The organism is Bifidobacterium sp. WCA-178-WT-4B (assembly GCF_009696495.1).
GTDB lineage: Bacteria > Actinomycetota > Actinomycetes > Actinomycetales > Bifidobacteriaceae > Bifidobacterium > Bifidobacterium infantis.
On record NZ_VULV01000020.1, the window covers coordinates 22,681 to 38,482 of the forward strand.

A 15,802-nucleotide genomic window follows, 5' to 3' on the forward strand; every position below is an offset into this window, starting at 1 on the left:
CGAGGCCGCAGCCTCTTCCGGCTCGTCGTCGGGAACCAGCGAATCGGTGTCGGTCATGTAGACGCGGCCTTCATCGCGGCCGACGTTGTAGACGACCGTATCGTTGCCGGCGAACTCGGGCAGACGTAGGGTCTTGGTACCGAGGTTGGCCAGGGTCGGGGCGTTGCCGAGGCCGACTTCGACGTATTCTTCCACGCCGAGGCCGCCCTGTTCGCGCTGACCGAAGAGCAGCGCCTGGGTTTCAATCCAACGCACCGGGGAGGCGAACTGCCAGGAGAGCAGTTCGGTCAAGAGCAGACGGCCGAGCTTCTGGTCGTCGGCGGCGTAGGAATCCCACACGGCCGGGTCGTCGAGCGCGGCCTTGATGCGCTCGGACGGCACGACTTCGAGGATCTTGGCGGCGAATTCCTTGGTCATCTCGAACGGGGTGGCCACCAGGTTCGGGATGTAGCGGTCCACCAGACGGCCACGGTAGTCGATGTAAGCGGGAAGCAGCGCGTCGAGCTTGTCGCGGAATTCCGGCACGCCCTTGCGCAGCAGCGTGGAGTGGAACGGCACATCGATGCCGGGCACCAGCATGAACGCGGGCTTGCCACCGAATGCGGCCACGCGGCGGGCGGAATCGGCCTTCAGGGCCTTGAGTCCGGCGATCGTACCGGCGATGGCGTACTGCTGGCCGGCGAGGTTGTAGTTCACAATCTCCAGGAATTCGCCGGACGCCTTGGCCACGGATTCCACATATTCCTTGACGTGCGCGTCGTCCACACCGAACTGGTTCGGACGCAGGGCACCCATGCGGTAGTTGGAGCGACCCTGTGCGTCACGCTCGATGAGGTGGTGCATGGTGGAACCACGGTGGAACACGAGCTCCAGCACGGTTTCCAGCGGAATCACGTTGGCGAACGCGGACAACGCGTTGTATTCGCCGAGCGAGTGGCCGGCGAAGTATGCAGGCCAGATATCGGCGCCGGCTTCGCGCAGACGGGCGGTCTGGGCAAAAGCAACCGTCGCGAGCGCCACCTGCGTGAACTGCGTCAGGTTGAGCAGACCTTCGGGGTGACGGTAGGTCACGCCGTTGGCGGTGAGCTCCTTCGGGCTATCGCGCACGAGGCCCAGGATCGAGAAGCCGAGCTTGGAGCGGGTAAGCTTGTCGGCGCGCTCCCACACATCGCGGGCGGCGGCGGACTTGGCACGCTCGTCCAGAACCATGCCCTGCTTCTGGATGCCCTGGCCGGGGTAGACGAAGGCGGCGCGCGGTGCGCGGACCAGTGCGGTGCCGCGGGAGACGAGCTGGCCGTCGATACGGCAGGTGACTTCGAGGGTCATGCCGCCGTGGCGCACTTTGCCGACGCGCTCGACGGAGATTTCGACGGTGTCGTCAAGCTGGACCATGCCGTACATGTTGTAGGTCCAGCCGGCAATCTCGTAGTGGGCACCCTTCTCGTCGGTCGCCTGCACGGCGTGCTGGGCGGTGGCGGACAGCCACATGCCGTGCACGAGCGGGGCGGCCAGGCCGGAGATGCGAGCGCCACGAGTGGAGGTGTGGATCGGGTTGAAGTCGCCGGAAGTGCGGGCGAAGGCGGTCATGTCATGTGGGGCGACGACCTTCACGCGGCGCAGCAGACGGCGCGGAGTGGCCTGCACTACTTGCAGGCCGCGCGAGGAGGCGGACAGTCCAGTGGACTGTCCGGCGACGGAGCCATCCGCTTCCTTATTCAGGAGGGCACCACCATACTCGGGGGCGTCTGCCGGCAAAGCATCGGAGTAGACGCGGCCGCGGATCGCGAAACGCTCGGTTTCGCGGGCAAGCGGCGTGCCGTCGACGGCGGTGTGGGTCACGTGGATGGTGACCACGCGGCCGGAGGCGGACTCGAAGTAATCCTCGGCCCAAGACTTCAGGGTGATGGTTTCGCCGGTGTGCTTGAGCAGGTCCTCCTCGTTCACCTCAAGTTCGATGAGGTGGTCGAGGTGGACGGCGTTGAGCAGGCCTTCAATCACCGGGTAGCCCTTGACGTACACGGAGCCGAGCGCCGTGTAGATTGCCGGCCAGGCAGGGCCGACCAGCGCATCGGGGGCGATGCGGCTGGGCTGCAGGGTGGTCGGCAGAGCGGCGCCAGTGGCCGCTTCGTGGTCGAAGCCGAGGTTGGCGGACAGGGTGTAGGTTGCGGTTGCGGTACCGAACGGACGCTCGTCAGAGGTCTTGCCGTCAAGCTGCGGCATCTCGGTGAGCTTGTCGCCGGTGATGGCGGTGTTGCCGATGCCTGCGGTGGCGGCAAGCATCGCGTAGACGTCCGGAATCAGGCGTTCGCGGTCCACGACCGGCACACGGCCGGGCTCGGTGCCTTCCACGATGAGCGGGATGACGATATCGCGCACGGCGTGCTTGGAGGTGCCGCCGTCCGGGTCGTTGTCCCAGTAGGTGTCGAGGTGGATGTCCAGATCGTACTTGCCGGCCGCGGCGTCAAACGCGCGGATCTCGTAGTACTGGTCGCCCAGGGCGGTGCAGTAGGCCGGGTTGTCGGTGATGTGGCCGACCCAGGAGATGTTCGGGGACTTGCGGATGAAGTCTTCGGCGCTGGTGGCCTCGCCAAGTGCGGCGAAATCGTCGTTCTCAGCGGCATCGGCGGCTTGCTGTTCGTCCTGCACGCGCTTGATGGCGGCGGTTTCGAAGCGGCCGAGGATGTCGGCGATCGGCTCGTCGATGGTGGTGATGCCGGCAACGGAGATCGGGCCGGGGATGGCACGCACGGAATCGGCGGAGTAGCGCTGGTCTTCGGACTGCCAGAGCTGGTCCTGACCCCACCAACGCAGCAGGTCGTTGTCGATGACGGGTACGAACGGCATGGGCTTGGGGTATTCGCGCACGAGCACCGGGAACCAAGCCACGTCGGTCGGGACCACCTTGAGTTCGGCGGTCTGCAGGTAGGCCAGTGCGAGCTTTTCGAGCGCGGGGGCCGGGTCGGCGAGAATGTCGTCGTGGGTCAGCAGGCCAGCGGCAGCTGCCTCTTCAGCAGAAACGCCATCAGCGGCGAACAACTTGGAGGTGAATTCGCCGGAGTCCGTGTCGTTCACACGGGCTTCGATGCGCTGCAGCAGGTGCTGGAAGCGGTCGGCGTAAGTCGGGTCGACCCACGGGAAGGCGAGTTCGGCGAAGCGCTGCGCCCACTCAAGGTAGGTCATGGAGGCCAGGTCGCCGAAGTAAGGCTTGGCGGTCTTGTTCAGGGCTTCGATGATTTCCTTGCGGCGGGAGTCGAGCTCTTCGGGGTGCTTCATGACGCGCACGAGCAGACGGCCGCATTCGGCGGAGTCGTTCTCGAGCTCGTAAATGTCGGCGTGCAGGTGGCTCAGGCCGGAGGACATGCCACCGATGGACTTGCCGGACGGCACCCAGTGGGCGGCCTGCGGGGCGAACACGTCGTCGGACTTGGCGTCGGCCGGAATACCGGGCGTCTTGACGAGCAGCTGCTTGACTTCGGGGCTGGTGTGAGCCTCCTTGGCGGTCATCGCGGCGGTACCGATAAGCACGCCGTCGACCGGCATGTCGGGCAGGCCGTAGGCGTGGGCCCACTGGCCGGAAATGTAGTCGGCCGCGCGTTCGGGGGTGCCGATGCCGCCGCCGGCGACCAGCACGAGGTTGTCGCAGGCGCGCACTTCGGCGTAGGTGGCGGCAAGCAGGTCATCCAGCGCTTCCCAGCTGTGGTGGCCGCCGGCTTCACCGCCCTCGACCTGAACCATGATGGTGGTGGGGGACACGGCCTTGGCGATGCGCACGACCTGGCGAATCTGGTCCACAGTGCCGGGCTTGAAGCTCACGTACGGCAGACCGTCCGCCTGCAGCGACTCGATCAGGGCCACGGCTTCGTCCAGCTCGGGGATGCCGGCGGAGACGACCACGCCGTCGATCGGCGCGCCGGAAGCACGCTTCTTGGGCACGATGCGGGAGGAGCCGAACTGCAGGTTCCACAGGTAACGGTCCATGAACATCGCGTTGAATTCGACCGTGCGGCCTTCCTCCAGCTCGTCTTCGAGGGCGGCGATGTGGCGGTCGAACACTTCGGCGGTCACCTGGCCGCCGCCGGCGAGCTCGGCCCAGTAGCCGGCGTTGGCCGCGGCGGCCACGATTTCCGGTTCCACGGTGGTGGGGGTCATGCCGGGCAGCAGTACCGGCGGCTTGCCGGTGAGCTTGGAGAACTTGGTGACCAGCTTGGCGCCGGCCGGGGTGTTGATGACGCGCGGGGCGAACGCCTTCCAGTTCTGGGTGCGCTCAGGCTCACTTTCCAGCGTGGAGAGCGTGGAGCGTTCGGACAGCGTGGTGGCTTCGACCACGCCGATGCCGGTGCCCTGCACCACGTTGCCGATCAGCTTGCCAAGCGTGTTGCCGGGACCAAGGTCCACAATCCACAGCTTGGCCGGGTCGGCGGCGTTGAACAGCGCCTTGACGCGGGCATTCCAGTCCACATGGTTGAGCAGCACTTCCTCGGCAAGCGCACGGGTGCGCTTCTGGTCGAAGCCGCAGGCGCCAGCCCAAGACACGGTCTGCTCAACAGCTTCGGCCATGAGCGGAGAGTGGAAGGGCAGGGTGACTTCGAGGTATTCGAGAGTGGGGTTGAACACAGTGCCGCCGTGGAGCTTCTGTTCACGCAGCTTGGCCTGGTGCTTGTGCTCGCGCTCGGCTTCGAGGGCGAGTGCTGCCAGGTCTTCCGGGTAGCCGGAAAGCACGTGGTGGTTGTCGGAGTTGGTGACGGCGATGGAGATCGGGCCTCGGGCGTTGTTCACGCGCTTGACCAGAGCCTCAACCTGTTCGCGGGTGGCGCCCTTGACGGAGAGCATCGGACTGGCTTCGCCATACTTGGGGTTCAGGCCCAGTTCGCGCACGCGGCGAGTGCCGGCTGCACCGATCAGGGCGGCGACGGCCAGAATCTCGTCGAGGGTCTTGCCGGCGGCCTCGATGGAGCCGGCGGCCTCGATGGCGCGGGCCATGTGCACGGCGAGCACGCCCTGGGAGTGGCCGAGCACGGCAACCGGCTTGGTGGCGGCCACGCTGTAGCCGAGGTGTTCGAGGTCGAGCAGGGCGCCGAGCTGGGTCAGGGCCACGCCTTCCACGGACGCGGTGGCGTCGGCTGCGGCACCGAGGCGGGCCGGGTTCGGAGTGAAGCCGAACAGGTCGACCGGACGACCGGTGGTGGCCAGCAGGTCGGCGGCGACCGGGGCGAGCAGTCGGTTGGCTGCGGCGATGTGGCCGCGCAGGGCCTCGTCAAGGCTGGGATCGGTGGTCTGGTCTGCCAGGGCTACCGGCCACGGGGTGGACTGGCCGGCGAAGGCGAGCGCATGGGGCTCGGTGGCCAGGCGATTGAGGAAGAAGGTGGTCATTGCTTTCCTTACTTGTGTTTGGTTGATGTCTTCAGAAATCAGAGGGGCTGGTTGCCGTGGTGTTTGGTGGTGCGCTTGACGCGCCGCTTGGTGGCGAGCGTGGCCAGCGATTCGACAATCACCTCACGGGTCTGTTCGGGGTCGATCATGCCGTCGATCTGCCCGATTTCCAGCGACAGGTTCGCGTTGACGGTGCTGGTCTCGTACTCCTTGATGTACTTGGCCCGCAGCGCATCGACGTCCTGCCCGGAGGCCTTGGCCTTGGCCAGGTCGTGGCGGTGGATGATGTTCACTGCGCCGGCCGCGCCGAGCACCGCGATCTGGGAGGAGGGCCACGCGAAGTTCAGGTCCGCGCCGATGGCCTTGGATCCCATCACGATGTACGCGCCGCCGAACGCCTTGCGCAACACCACGGTCACCATCGGCACTTGCGCGTTGGCGTAGGCGTAGATCACCTTGGCGCCGCGGCGGATGATGCCGGCGTGTTCCTGGTCGGAGCCGGGCTTGTAGCCGGGCACATCCACGAGGGTGACCACAGGCAGGTTGAACGCGTCGCACAGTCGCACGAATCGGGCGACCTTCTCGGACGAGTCGACGTCCAGGATGCCGGCGAGCACGTTCGGCTGGTTCGCCACGATGCCGACCGGCTTGCCGTCGATGCAGGCGAAACCGACGAGCGCGGAGGCGCCGAACAGTTCCTGAACCTGCACGAATTCGCCGTAATCGACGATGCAACGAATCACTTCGAGCATGTCGTAGGGCTGACGTTCGTTGGCGGGCACGATGGTGGCGAGTCGCTTGGCGGTCTCGCGTTCGGCGCGGGTGACGGCGTAGGCGTAGACCGGCGGCTTGCTTTCGCTGTTGGACGGCAGGTAGGCAAGCACGGTGCGCGCATAGTCGATGGCGTCGGATTCGTCCTCGCCGAGGTAGTGGGCCACGCCGGACACCCGGTTATGCACTTCGCCGCCGCCGAGGTCGGCCATGGAGATGGTCTCGCCGGTCGAGGCCTTGACCACGTCCGGCCCGGTGACGAACATGTTCGAGTTCTCACGGGTCATGATGATGAGGTCCGTCAGAGCCGGGCAGTAGACGGCGCCGCCGGCGCAGGGGCCGAGAATCAGGCTCAGCTGGGGCACGAAGCCGCTGGCCTCGCAAGTCTTGCGGAAGATGCGGCCGTACTGGGTCAGAGCGGCCACGCCCTCCTGTATGCGGGCGCCGCCGGAGTCCACGATGGCCACGATCGGCACTTTGAGGTCGATGGCCATGTCCATCAGTCGGCAGATCTTCTCGCCTTCGGCGGTGCCGAGGGTGCCGCCCTTGACGGAGAAGTCCTGGGCGTAGACGGCCACTTTGCGGCCGTAGACCTGGCCGAATCCGGTGATGACGGCTGCACCGGCGTTGCCGCCGGCGATGTTGCCGCCCTGGAAGCGGCCGATCTCCTCGAACGTGCCGGTGTCGAAGAGCAGGTCGAGGCGTTCGCGCGCGGTTTTCTTGCCTTTGGCGTGTTGCTTGTCGCGGGCGCGCTCTTCGGCGGCGCGGGCCAGTTCGGCGGCCTTGACCACGGCGGTGCGCAGCGGCTGGTGGGCCGAGGGCTGGGCGGCGTTGGCGGCCGAGGCCGCAGCCGCGGCCTTCACGGCCGGCGAATCCATGATGTCAGTCATTGCCGCCCTCCTTCTTGACGTCGGCGGCCTTGGCCTTGCCGGCATTCACGTCCAGCGTGACCAGCGTGTCGCCGGCCTCCACGCCGTCGGCCGGGCCAACGAAAATCTTCTTCACTTCGCCTGCGGCCGGCGCGTACACGTAGTTCTCCATCTTCATGGATTCGAGCACCACCAGAAGGTCGCCCTTGGCCACTTGCTGGCCTTCGGACACGTTGATGCGCGTGACCACGGCCTGCATCGGGGAGGCGATGACGCCGGACTTGGCGCCGTCGCCGGACTTGGCGGCACTGGCGGACACATTGTGCAGCCCCGCGCCGCGCAACGGCTGAGTGGGGCGCTTGGCACCGCGGGCGCGGGCTGAGCCGGTGATGTTCTCCACGATGTCGAGCGGCACGGTGAGCTTGACGCGGCGGTTGTTCATCTCGATGACGAACGTCTCCGACTTGGACTTGTCGGGCGCGGTCGGGGCAGCGGCACCCGGGGCGGCGGCCAAGGAGGCCGGCTGGCCGGAGGCGGCGGAAGCCGGTGTGCGGTTCAGGTACGTGCGCTCCAGCCACTTGGTGGACACGGCGAACGGATGGCCATGCTCGGCGGTGAAGTCGTCGTTGCGGAAGATTTCCTTGAACAACGGAATCGGCGTGGGCACGCCTTCGATCACAAGCTCATCGAGCACGCGACGCACACGGGCCACGGCATCGAGACGGTTCTGGGCGGTGACGATGACCTTGCCCATCATCGAATCGAACTTCGGGGAGATGGTGTCGCCCTGTTCCACACCGGTATCGATGCGCACGCCGGGGCCGGCCGGCCACTGGATCTTCTCCAAGGTGCCGGAGCCGGGGGTCAGGTTGGTGGCCGGGTCTTCGCTGGTGATGCGCAGTTCGAAGCTGTGGCCGCGCGGTTCGGGGGCACGGGTGAGCTCGCCGCCGGCGGCGATATTGAGCTGTTCGCGCACCAGGTCGAGGCCGCTGACCTCTTCGGAGACGGTGTGCTCCACCTGCAGACGCGGGTTGACTTCCAGGAAGTACACCTTGCCGTTCGGGGTCACCATGAATTCGCAGGTCCCGAGGCCCACGTAGCCGACCGTGGTGAACAGGCGGCGGGAGTATTCCTCGAGCGTGCTGATGATTTCCTCGGGCAGGAAGGGCGCGGGCGCCTCTTCCACAAGTTTCTGGTTGCGACGCTGCAACGAGCAGTCACGGGTGGAGTACACGGTGAAGTTGCCGTGCGAGTCGCGCCCGGACTGGGTCTCGACGTGGCGTGCCTTGTCCACGAACTTCTCGATGAAGTATTCCTTCAGATCGCCGCCTTGCAGCGCGTCGTGGTTCATGTAGAAGCGGCGCAGCTCCTCGTCGTCATGCACCACGGTGATGCCGTGGCCGCCACCGCCATCAGTGCGCTTCATCATGATCGGGTAGCCGTGGGTGTGTGCGAAGTCGAGCAGCGTTCGCACGTCGGTCACCGGTTCGGACAGGCCAGGCACCGGCGGCACTTTGGCGCGCAAGGCCACTCGGCGGGCGGTGATCTTGTCGCCCAAATCCACCAGCGCGGTGTGATGCGGACCCACCCAGATGGCACCGGCGTCCTCGACCTTCTGCGCGAAGCTCGGCACTTCGGAAAGGAATCCGTAGCCAGGATGCACGGCGTCCGCACCGGTCTTGCGCAGGATGTCGATCAGCAGATCCTCGTTGAGGTACGTGTCCTTGTAGGTGTCGCCGGAGAGCAGGTATGCCTCGTCGGCCATGTCCACATAGCGGCTATTGCGGTCCTGTTCGGAGTAGACGGCCACGGTGGAGATACCCATCTCCTTGGCCGTGCGCACCACGCGAAGCGCAATCTCGCCTCGGTTCGCAATCAGCAGTTTTTTGACAGTATGAGCCATAGTGTCAAATTCTGCTTCTTATATAGGGAATAAGGCAATCCACGTTCTCACAAAAGCGTCCACGCCCTTTTGTAGGCATTAAACAAACGCGCACGTAGGTTTCAGCATCGTAACCGTTGGCAAAAATCGCCATCAAGACCGATATTGCAACGTTTGCAGCCATCAGAATCGACGTTACATAAGTTGACGCTACTACCCCATTCGTCAACTTACGACAAATCAAAATCGATAATTTTGTAACTTGATACGAAACCGCACGAAATCGAACACCTCTACGATGGCAACCGTAAGTTCAGGGGAAGGCTCACAGCAAGCGGGCGCAATGCGGCCGGCCAAGGCCGATTCGGCACAGGTCAGTTCGCATCGTATCCGCTTGATTTCGCATCATATGCAGTTTGCATGCGGTGTGGAGCGTCCGCAATATGGACAATCCGCACCGCCATCATGCCGAGAAACGACCGATCCCCTTCATTCATCGCATACCGTCCGCCATTCACGGCGATATCACGCAAACATAGGGGCGTACGCCTTCGGCTTCGTCATCCAGTCCGCGTTGACCGGTGCACCGCTCGCCGCCGTGGCCCTGGCCTCCATGGGCTTCGTTGTCGACGACGCCATCAAGGCCGTGGTGGCCTCTCTGGCCACCGCCGGCCTGTCCAAGCTCGGTCGCTGACCTGAGCTACTAGCTAGCTACTGGCCGGCTATTACAGCACTCCCACATCGGCGGTGCGGACCGTATGGTCCGTGCCGTCTTGTGTTCTCAGGATCAGTGATGCGTCTTCGTTGAGGCCGATGGCTTCGCCGGTCAGCGTGGTGCCGTCCGTGAAGTGCGCCTCGACCTGACGGCCGCGCGCCCAGCACACCGCCTTCATTTCCTCGTGCAACGACTCGGCCTGGCCCTTCGGGTCGGCGATGAACTTCGCCAACCGCTCGCGGAAGCCCTCGACCTGACGTTCGGCCACCGCATCGCGCATCTCGCCGAACGACGGCAGCCCGGAGACATGCAGCTGCAGCGAGGTCGATTGCGGCGTGGGCAGCCGGCAGGCGCCCAAGGCCAAGTTCAGGCCGACGCCGAACACGATGACGACGTCGTCATCGGCATCAGCATCAGTACCGGTACTGGACGACGGCGGAATCACCAGCTCCGAGAGCAGCCCGCCCAGCTTGAGCCCGTGGCAGAACACATCATTCGGCCATTTGAGCTCAAGGAAGCAGTCCGACTGGTTTGGCGCAGCACCATACTCCTCGATCATGCCGTTCAGCGCATCCAGCGTGACCAGTCCGGCGATCATCTGCAACCAGCCGTTGACGGATTCGTCGGTGGCGATCGCGCGCGGAATGCGCACGGCATAGGACATCGTCGAGCAACGGCCGGGCTGACTGACCCACTTGTGACCATTGCGGCCACGGCCGGCGGTCTGCCGGTCGGCGGCCACCACGACCACCGCCAGTTCGCCATCCTGGTGGTCGGGCAGCGTCAACGACCCGTCGCCGATCATCTGTGCGGCCAGCGCGTTGGTCGAATCGGTTTCGTCCACGGCGACCACATGATCCGCGACGGCTGTAGTTCTGGGTAGCTGCGGCGTTGCAGCTTTCAATGCAATCATCATGGACACTACGTTACCTCGGTTGCGCCGTTTTTTACCCGCGATATTCCATGGAAAGCGCAAAAAATCAACCACTTTCACCCACATAGCCCGTGTTAACGTTCACAACTTCGGAAATTCCGCATTCGCCGAACCCACGCATGCACCCGGCCGTCGTATTGGCTTGCGAACAATGGCAATGCCCGGCAGACATCGAATATCAACCGTTGACCTGTGCGGCTACCATATATTGTCATGACGTCACCAGCCACCGCGAAGCTTGCCGCCGTATCCAGCCGCCAGTCCCACCCGCATCTTGCGCGCGTGGGCGCTGCCGCGCGCTGGACACTGGCCGCGCTGGCCTGCCTGTGGCTTGCACTGTGCACGGCGGTCGGCCCGCTGTACTGGGACGAGGAGAACGGCACCCTCGCCCATTGGAACTGGGCCAATACCGCAATATTCGTCGTGTCATTCCTGATATATCTCGGAATCATCACACTGATGGTGCGATTCGCAGCAGGCCAGCGCATACTGCCGAGGGCTATCGGCGAGCGCCTACGCCACCATCAGCAGAATAGCGAAACATCACGGCCCGCCGCCGACCAGCAGGCCAGCCAACCAGCCAAGACCCGTCGTACCGTTCGCGCTATCGTCACGTCCACCGTCACTGTTCTGGACCGCTGGATCACACGCGGCACGAACCGGTTCTGGAAGCTTATGCTGGTGTTTTTTGTCGGCTGGCTCTGGGTGCCTACCACGTTGCTTGCCGCATTCGGCGCTGATGTTCGTTCACAGATCCGTGAATTCAGCTGGGCCTGGAACCAGTGGACCGGCCTGAAACAGCCCTATATCGGCTTCTTCTCCTTCGTGCCGATGGACATCTACCCCACTGCGCACTACATGTGGCCGTCCGATCCCACGTATCTGACCGACCAGCACAATGTGGTACTCACTGTGTTCTATGGCGCGATAGTCACGTTTGCGAGGCATCTGACCGGCTCAAACGATGCCGGCATCGTGACGTTGGCTGCCCTGCAGACGCTGTTCGCCGTGTTCTGCTGCGCTGCCGCCGCCAATCGATTCCTGAACCGGCCTTGGATAGGAAAAACGGCAACGGATTCCGCCGTTCCCCCACAGGCCGGAGGATTGGCTCGATTCCTGATTCTGCTGTTCTTCATGGTCTGCCCGCTGGCCGTGTTTTCCACTATCTCCATCACCAAATCGCCGCTGTTCGCGTTCTCGTTCGTCTGGTGGTTCAGCGTCTGGTATGAACTCGTCCAGACCTGGCACCCCGTCGGCACCCGCAAACATCCTCAGGCCACTGCCATCGCCACGCCCGTCCACTTGCCGCGCCACAGTTTCATCGCCTTTATCCTGGCCACATCGGTGATGCTGATTTCCGCGAAATATGCGTGGTACATCATCGCCCTACAAATCGTGCTGGCTCTGATCGCCGACCGCAAGCGCTGGGCGACTTACGTCGTGGCGCTGCTCATCCCCACCGTACTGATTCACGGCGGCATCTCCTTCGCCATCTCCTCTGGCGCGATTATCGGCGGCGACCCAATCGAAAGCCGCGGCGTACAGCTGCAAATGATCGCCCGCGTGGCCCAGCGCAATCCGGACAGCATTTCAGACGAAGCCAAAAAGAACCTCGCGCCCGTCTTCAATCTCGATCAGATGGCCGACGCTTACTCCCAGCAGGATGCCGACCCGGTGAAATCCTCCGGTATTCAGGCCAAGAAGGTCAGCTACAAGTGGCGCACGGTGACGCCCAAGGATATGACCAATTTCAACAAGGCATGGTTCGAAATCGTCAAGGACAATCCGATCATCGCGTTGGATGCGCTGCTGTCCAAATGCTTCGGATACTTCAATGTGAACGATCAGCCGTACGTATCGATGGATTATTACGTGACCAGCGATTACGTGCAAAAAAACTCCACATGGATCAAGGATTACAACCATGACTGGCGTGAGCACATCGCCGGCTTCACTCGCGTATGGGGCAGCATTCCCGTACTCGGCTGGCCCACGCACGGCAATTTCTACGTGGTGATGACATTGCTGATCGGCGCGGCCGAGGTGATTCGCCGACGTTGGCCCACCCTCATGACCCATATTCCGCTGCTACTGCTGATGGGCGTGATGATTACCGCGCCGGCCAATAATTTCGAGCGGCACATGTTGCCGGTTGCGTTTGTATTCGGATTCGTGGTGCTGACGTATTGGCGAGAGTCTTTGACTGAAAGGCAACGCCAATCAGCGACGCTACACTAGTGACTATGTCAGATTTTCTCGAACTTCTCGCTGCCGACGTTGCCGATTCGTCCGGTGCGTCCGATTCGTCCGGTGCATCCGGTACGCCCAGTGCGCCCGATTCATCCGGTTCGACCGCACCCGGCATCGCCGCGACCAACCGCGTACGCACCGTGCTGTTCGAGTGCCTGTTCAATCATCTGGCCGACGAACGAGTGGAGTCCCTGTTCACCATCCTCGGCTTCGAGCATGACTTCGATTGTTACGCCATCGCCGGATACCCTGCCCGGTCCGCCGCACGTACGGCCAAGGAAATCGAGAAAATCGTAGCCGATTTCGGCGGTGTGTGTCTGACCGCCAAGCGCCCGATCGGCAACAGCACCGCCGTAGTGGCGTTGATTCGTCCGGTCGGTGCGGCCACGCCGGAAATCATCTGCAATACCATAGCCCCGTCGTTCGCCGCCGATCGGCCAATCGCCTTGGGTCCGCAGCGCACCGGTGCCGATGGCGCGATGCGTTCGATTCAGGCCACGCTCTACTGTCTTCAGGCCGCGCCGGCTCTGGCCGCCACCGTGCAGCCATTGCCGCGCCCGTTACGCACCGACGACGCCCTGCCCGAACGTGCGTTGATCGGCGACGCGGACGCCCGTGACGAACTGGTCCGCGTGGTCTACGGAAGCCTGACCGCGGCCGGCCCGGACGATCCGACGCTGCTCACCGTCTCCACATTCTTGAAGTTCGGTGGTTCGCTCGAAACCACGGCCAAGGAACTCAACGTACATCCCAATACGATTCGCTACCGTTTGAAGCGCGCCGCCGAATCCACCGGCTGGGATGCCACCGACCCGCGCGAGGCGTACGTGCTGATCACCGCCATCGCGCTGGGTCGTGTGGCCGAAGCGTAACGGACCGCAGCGTAGTCGGGCAGAAGCATAACCAGCAGAACCGTAGCCGGCAAAGGCCATAGCTGACCGGACATAACCGTCCAGCCCGACAGCCTAGCGGGCCGAATCAGGCTGCCTGAATTTCGCGTACGCCATCGCGCAGTAACGCGGCCAAGGATTCTTGAGTGGCTAACACTTCGTCCACGAATCCACCGGCGGACAGGCTGGCGATCACGCGACCGGACTCGTTGTCCACAATCGGTACACCAACGGCACCGACACCCAACGTCACATCCTCATCCGACAGTGCATATCCACGTTCGCGAGTCAAGCGAATATCCTCGCGCAACTGTTCCACACTGACCAGCGTGTTCTCGTTATATGCCGGAAACGGCGCTCCTGCAAGATAGCGTTCGACATCGGCATCCTCGAAATACGCCAAGGCCACGCGGCCGGCCGCGCCAGCATGCAGAGGCAGCACGCGGCCCGGGCGCAGGATCAGCGAATCGATGGCATGACCTTGCGCACATTCCACGCATACCAATTCAGTGCCGGAGACCACACTGAGGAATGAGGTCATGCCGGTTTGCGCGGTGATGGCATGCATGACCGCAATCGCAGGCTGCCATTCGGTACGAGACGTGCGAGCGGCATCAGCCAATCGCAGCCAGTCCAGTGATAATGAGTAGTTACCATCCGTATCCGTTACGGCCCACCCCACATCGACCAGTCCATCCAGCACGCGGTATACGGAGGATCGCGGGATATCACAGGCGTCGGCGATATCTGCCGGCGACAGGCCGTTCTCCGCCGCCAATGCGTCCATCACACGACTCGCCTTGTCTAAAGCGCGGGTCGGTTCACGTTTGTCTTCCGCCATCGTCGACGTTCCTTCCCCTGACTTATCCCTGACTCATCATATTCAACTGTTCAGGCCAAGATGATCACCACTGTATCCAAGGCCTCGCGACACCTCACGGCCGGCAGTCTGCACCAATCGCACCATGTCTTGAGCCGATGCCGTTGCCGGTTGCCCATCTACCAGACAGGCCAGCTCAGGTTCCAAGGAGCGGGAAAGGCCACTCAGGGCGATTGCCGCTTGAATCTCTCCGGCGTGATTGAATACCGGTACGCTGATAGTCACGGAGCCGGCCATGGTCTGGCCGACGTCATAGGTGAAGCCGCATTCGCGTATATGACGAGCCTGTCCCATTGCTGTGGCACGCATCGTGGAGAATGTGCCGCCGAGCTCGTTGGTATAGGCATAGTGTTCCAACAGCTGCTCGTAGCGAGCCGGGGGAAGCCAGGCCGTCAGTACATGAGAGGGAGCGCTCATGCTCAGAGGCAAGCTATTGCCCACCAGCTGTGCATAGCTTTGCAATGTCTCACGGGTGCGTGTCTCGATGCACACCGTGCGCAATCGCCTCCGAACGAACAGACCCCAGATGCCGAACTGGCCGCGATGGGCGCGGAAGGTACGGCGAGCGATCTGCTGAATGTCCAGTCTGCTTTCGATTTGGCCGCCGATACGTACGCAATCGATGCCAAGCCGATACTCGCCACGATTGATGCCCCGTTCCACCCAACCGACTGCGACGAGATTATCCAGCAAACGATACGTTGAGCTTACGGGTTCACCAGTACGTTCGCTTATGGTTTTTGCGGTGCTTGGTCCCAGTTCCGCCAATACATCAAGTACTGCCTTGGATTTCACCAATGCATCTACGCTACGGTCATCACGGCTTGGCGCCACCATGCGCGTCACCTCCTGACCTGTTTGTTGATACCTCAGACATCTTACCGGGTATTCAGCGGGTTGCCGCCCAAAACGCACTGGGCCCCGACGGGATACTCCTGCCGGGGCCCAAGAGGTTTCTGGCTTTCCTCTTTGAGGGGAGTCGTCCGCGCGGCGGACCGGGGTGAGGCCCAAGACGCTGAGGCCCAAGGACGCGAGATACCCCCCACGCGCAAAGTGTCCCGATATGCGGGAAGCCCCGGTACCTTTAAGGTATCGGGGCTTCCTGTACGTGTGGTGCGGCGGCGTGCTACTCTCCCACACCCTGTCGGGTGCAGTACCATCGCCGTGCCAGGCCTTAGCTTCCGGGTTCGGAATGGGACCGGGCGTCTCACCTGGGCCATGGCCGCCGCAAATCTTCTCTT

Annotated in this window: 8 protein-coding genes, 1 rRNA gene and 1 pseudogene; 2 read left to right on the top strand and 8 right to left on the bottom strand. The window is 63.4% G+C overall.

All coding sequences use genetic code 11. The features are described from left to right. Window positions 1-26: 26 nt before the first annotated feature. The 5 genes and pseudogenes from FYJ31_RS13370 to FYJ31_RS12005 all read right to left on the bottom strand — a co-directional run. Window positions 27-5,370, bottom strand: a pseudogene (locus FYJ31_RS13370) (fatty acid synthase subunit beta domain-containing protein); the annotation flags it as partial. 38 nt (window positions 5,371-5,408) lie between these two features. Continuing rightward, the gene (locus FYJ31_RS11990; protein ID WP_012578515.1) at window positions 5,409-7,031 is read right to left on the bottom strand and encodes an acyl-CoA carboxylase subunit beta; all 1,623 of its coding nucleotides are present in this window, start codon (window positions 7,029-7,031) and stop codon (window positions 5,409-5,411) included. Further along, the gene (locus FYJ31_RS11995) at window positions 7,024-8,913 is read right to left on the bottom strand and encodes an ATP-binding protein (protein WP_154536773.1); all 1,890 of its coding nucleotides are present in this window, start codon (window positions 8,911-8,913) and stop codon (window positions 7,024-7,026) included. The genes FYJ31_RS11990 and FYJ31_RS11995 overlap by 8 nt, the downstream gene beginning before the upstream one ends. Before the next feature lie 353 nt (window positions 8,914-9,266). Continuing rightward, window positions 9,267-9,425: a hypothetical protein gene (locus FYJ31_RS12580; RefSeq protein ID WP_195839506.1), complete on the bottom strand. Its 159-nt coding sequence runs from the start codon at window positions 9,423-9,425 to the stop codon at window positions 9,267-9,269. 192 nt (window positions 9,426-9,617) lie between these two features. Then, window positions 9,618-10,523 carry a biotin--[acetyl-CoA-carboxylase] ligase gene (locus tag FYJ31_RS12005; RefSeq protein WP_195839505.1) on the bottom strand — a complete coding sequence of 302 codons (906 nt, stop codon included), beginning with the start codon at window positions 10,521-10,523 and terminating at the stop codon, window positions 9,618-9,620. A gap of 231 nt (window positions 10,524-10,754) precedes the next feature. Between FYJ31_RS12005 and FYJ31_RS12010 the strand changes: the two genes are divergently transcribed. Together FYJ31_RS12010 and FYJ31_RS12015 are read left to right on the top strand one after the other, a co-directional pair. Continuing rightward, window positions 10,755-12,779: a DUF6020 family protein gene (locus FYJ31_RS12010; protein WP_154536775.1), complete on the top strand. Its 2,025-nt coding sequence runs from the start codon at window positions 10,755-10,757 to the stop codon at window positions 12,777-12,779. A 5-nt stretch (window positions 12,780-12,784) separates the two neighbouring features. Further along, window positions 12,785-13,663: a helix-turn-helix domain-containing protein gene (locus FYJ31_RS12015; protein WP_154536776.1), complete on the top strand. Its 879-nt coding sequence runs from the start codon at window positions 12,785-12,787 to the stop codon at window positions 13,661-13,663. A gap of 106 nt (window positions 13,664-13,769) precedes the next feature. Here FYJ31_RS12015 and FYJ31_RS12020 read toward each other — a convergent pair whose 3' ends face one another. The 3 genes from FYJ31_RS12020 to rrf form a co-directional block, all read right to left on the bottom strand. Further along, window positions 13,770-14,522 (bottom strand): IclR family transcriptional regulator, encoded by a 753-nt coding sequence (locus tag FYJ31_RS12020; RefSeq protein WP_071475238.1) that lies wholly within the window; start codon window positions 14,520-14,522, stop codon window positions 13,770-13,772. Window positions 14,523-14,564: 42 nt separating this feature from the next. Further along, the gene (locus tag FYJ31_RS12025; RefSeq protein ID WP_029680004.1) at window positions 14,565-15,398 is read right to left on the bottom strand and encodes an IclR family transcriptional regulator; all 834 of its coding nucleotides are present in this window, start codon (window positions 15,396-15,398) and stop codon (window positions 14,565-14,567) included. Window positions 15,399-15,674: 276 nt separating this feature from the next. Beyond that, a 5S ribosomal RNA gene (rrf, locus tag FYJ31_RS12030) occupies window positions 15,675-15,791 on the bottom strand. Window positions 15,792-15,802: the final 11 nt, after the last annotated feature.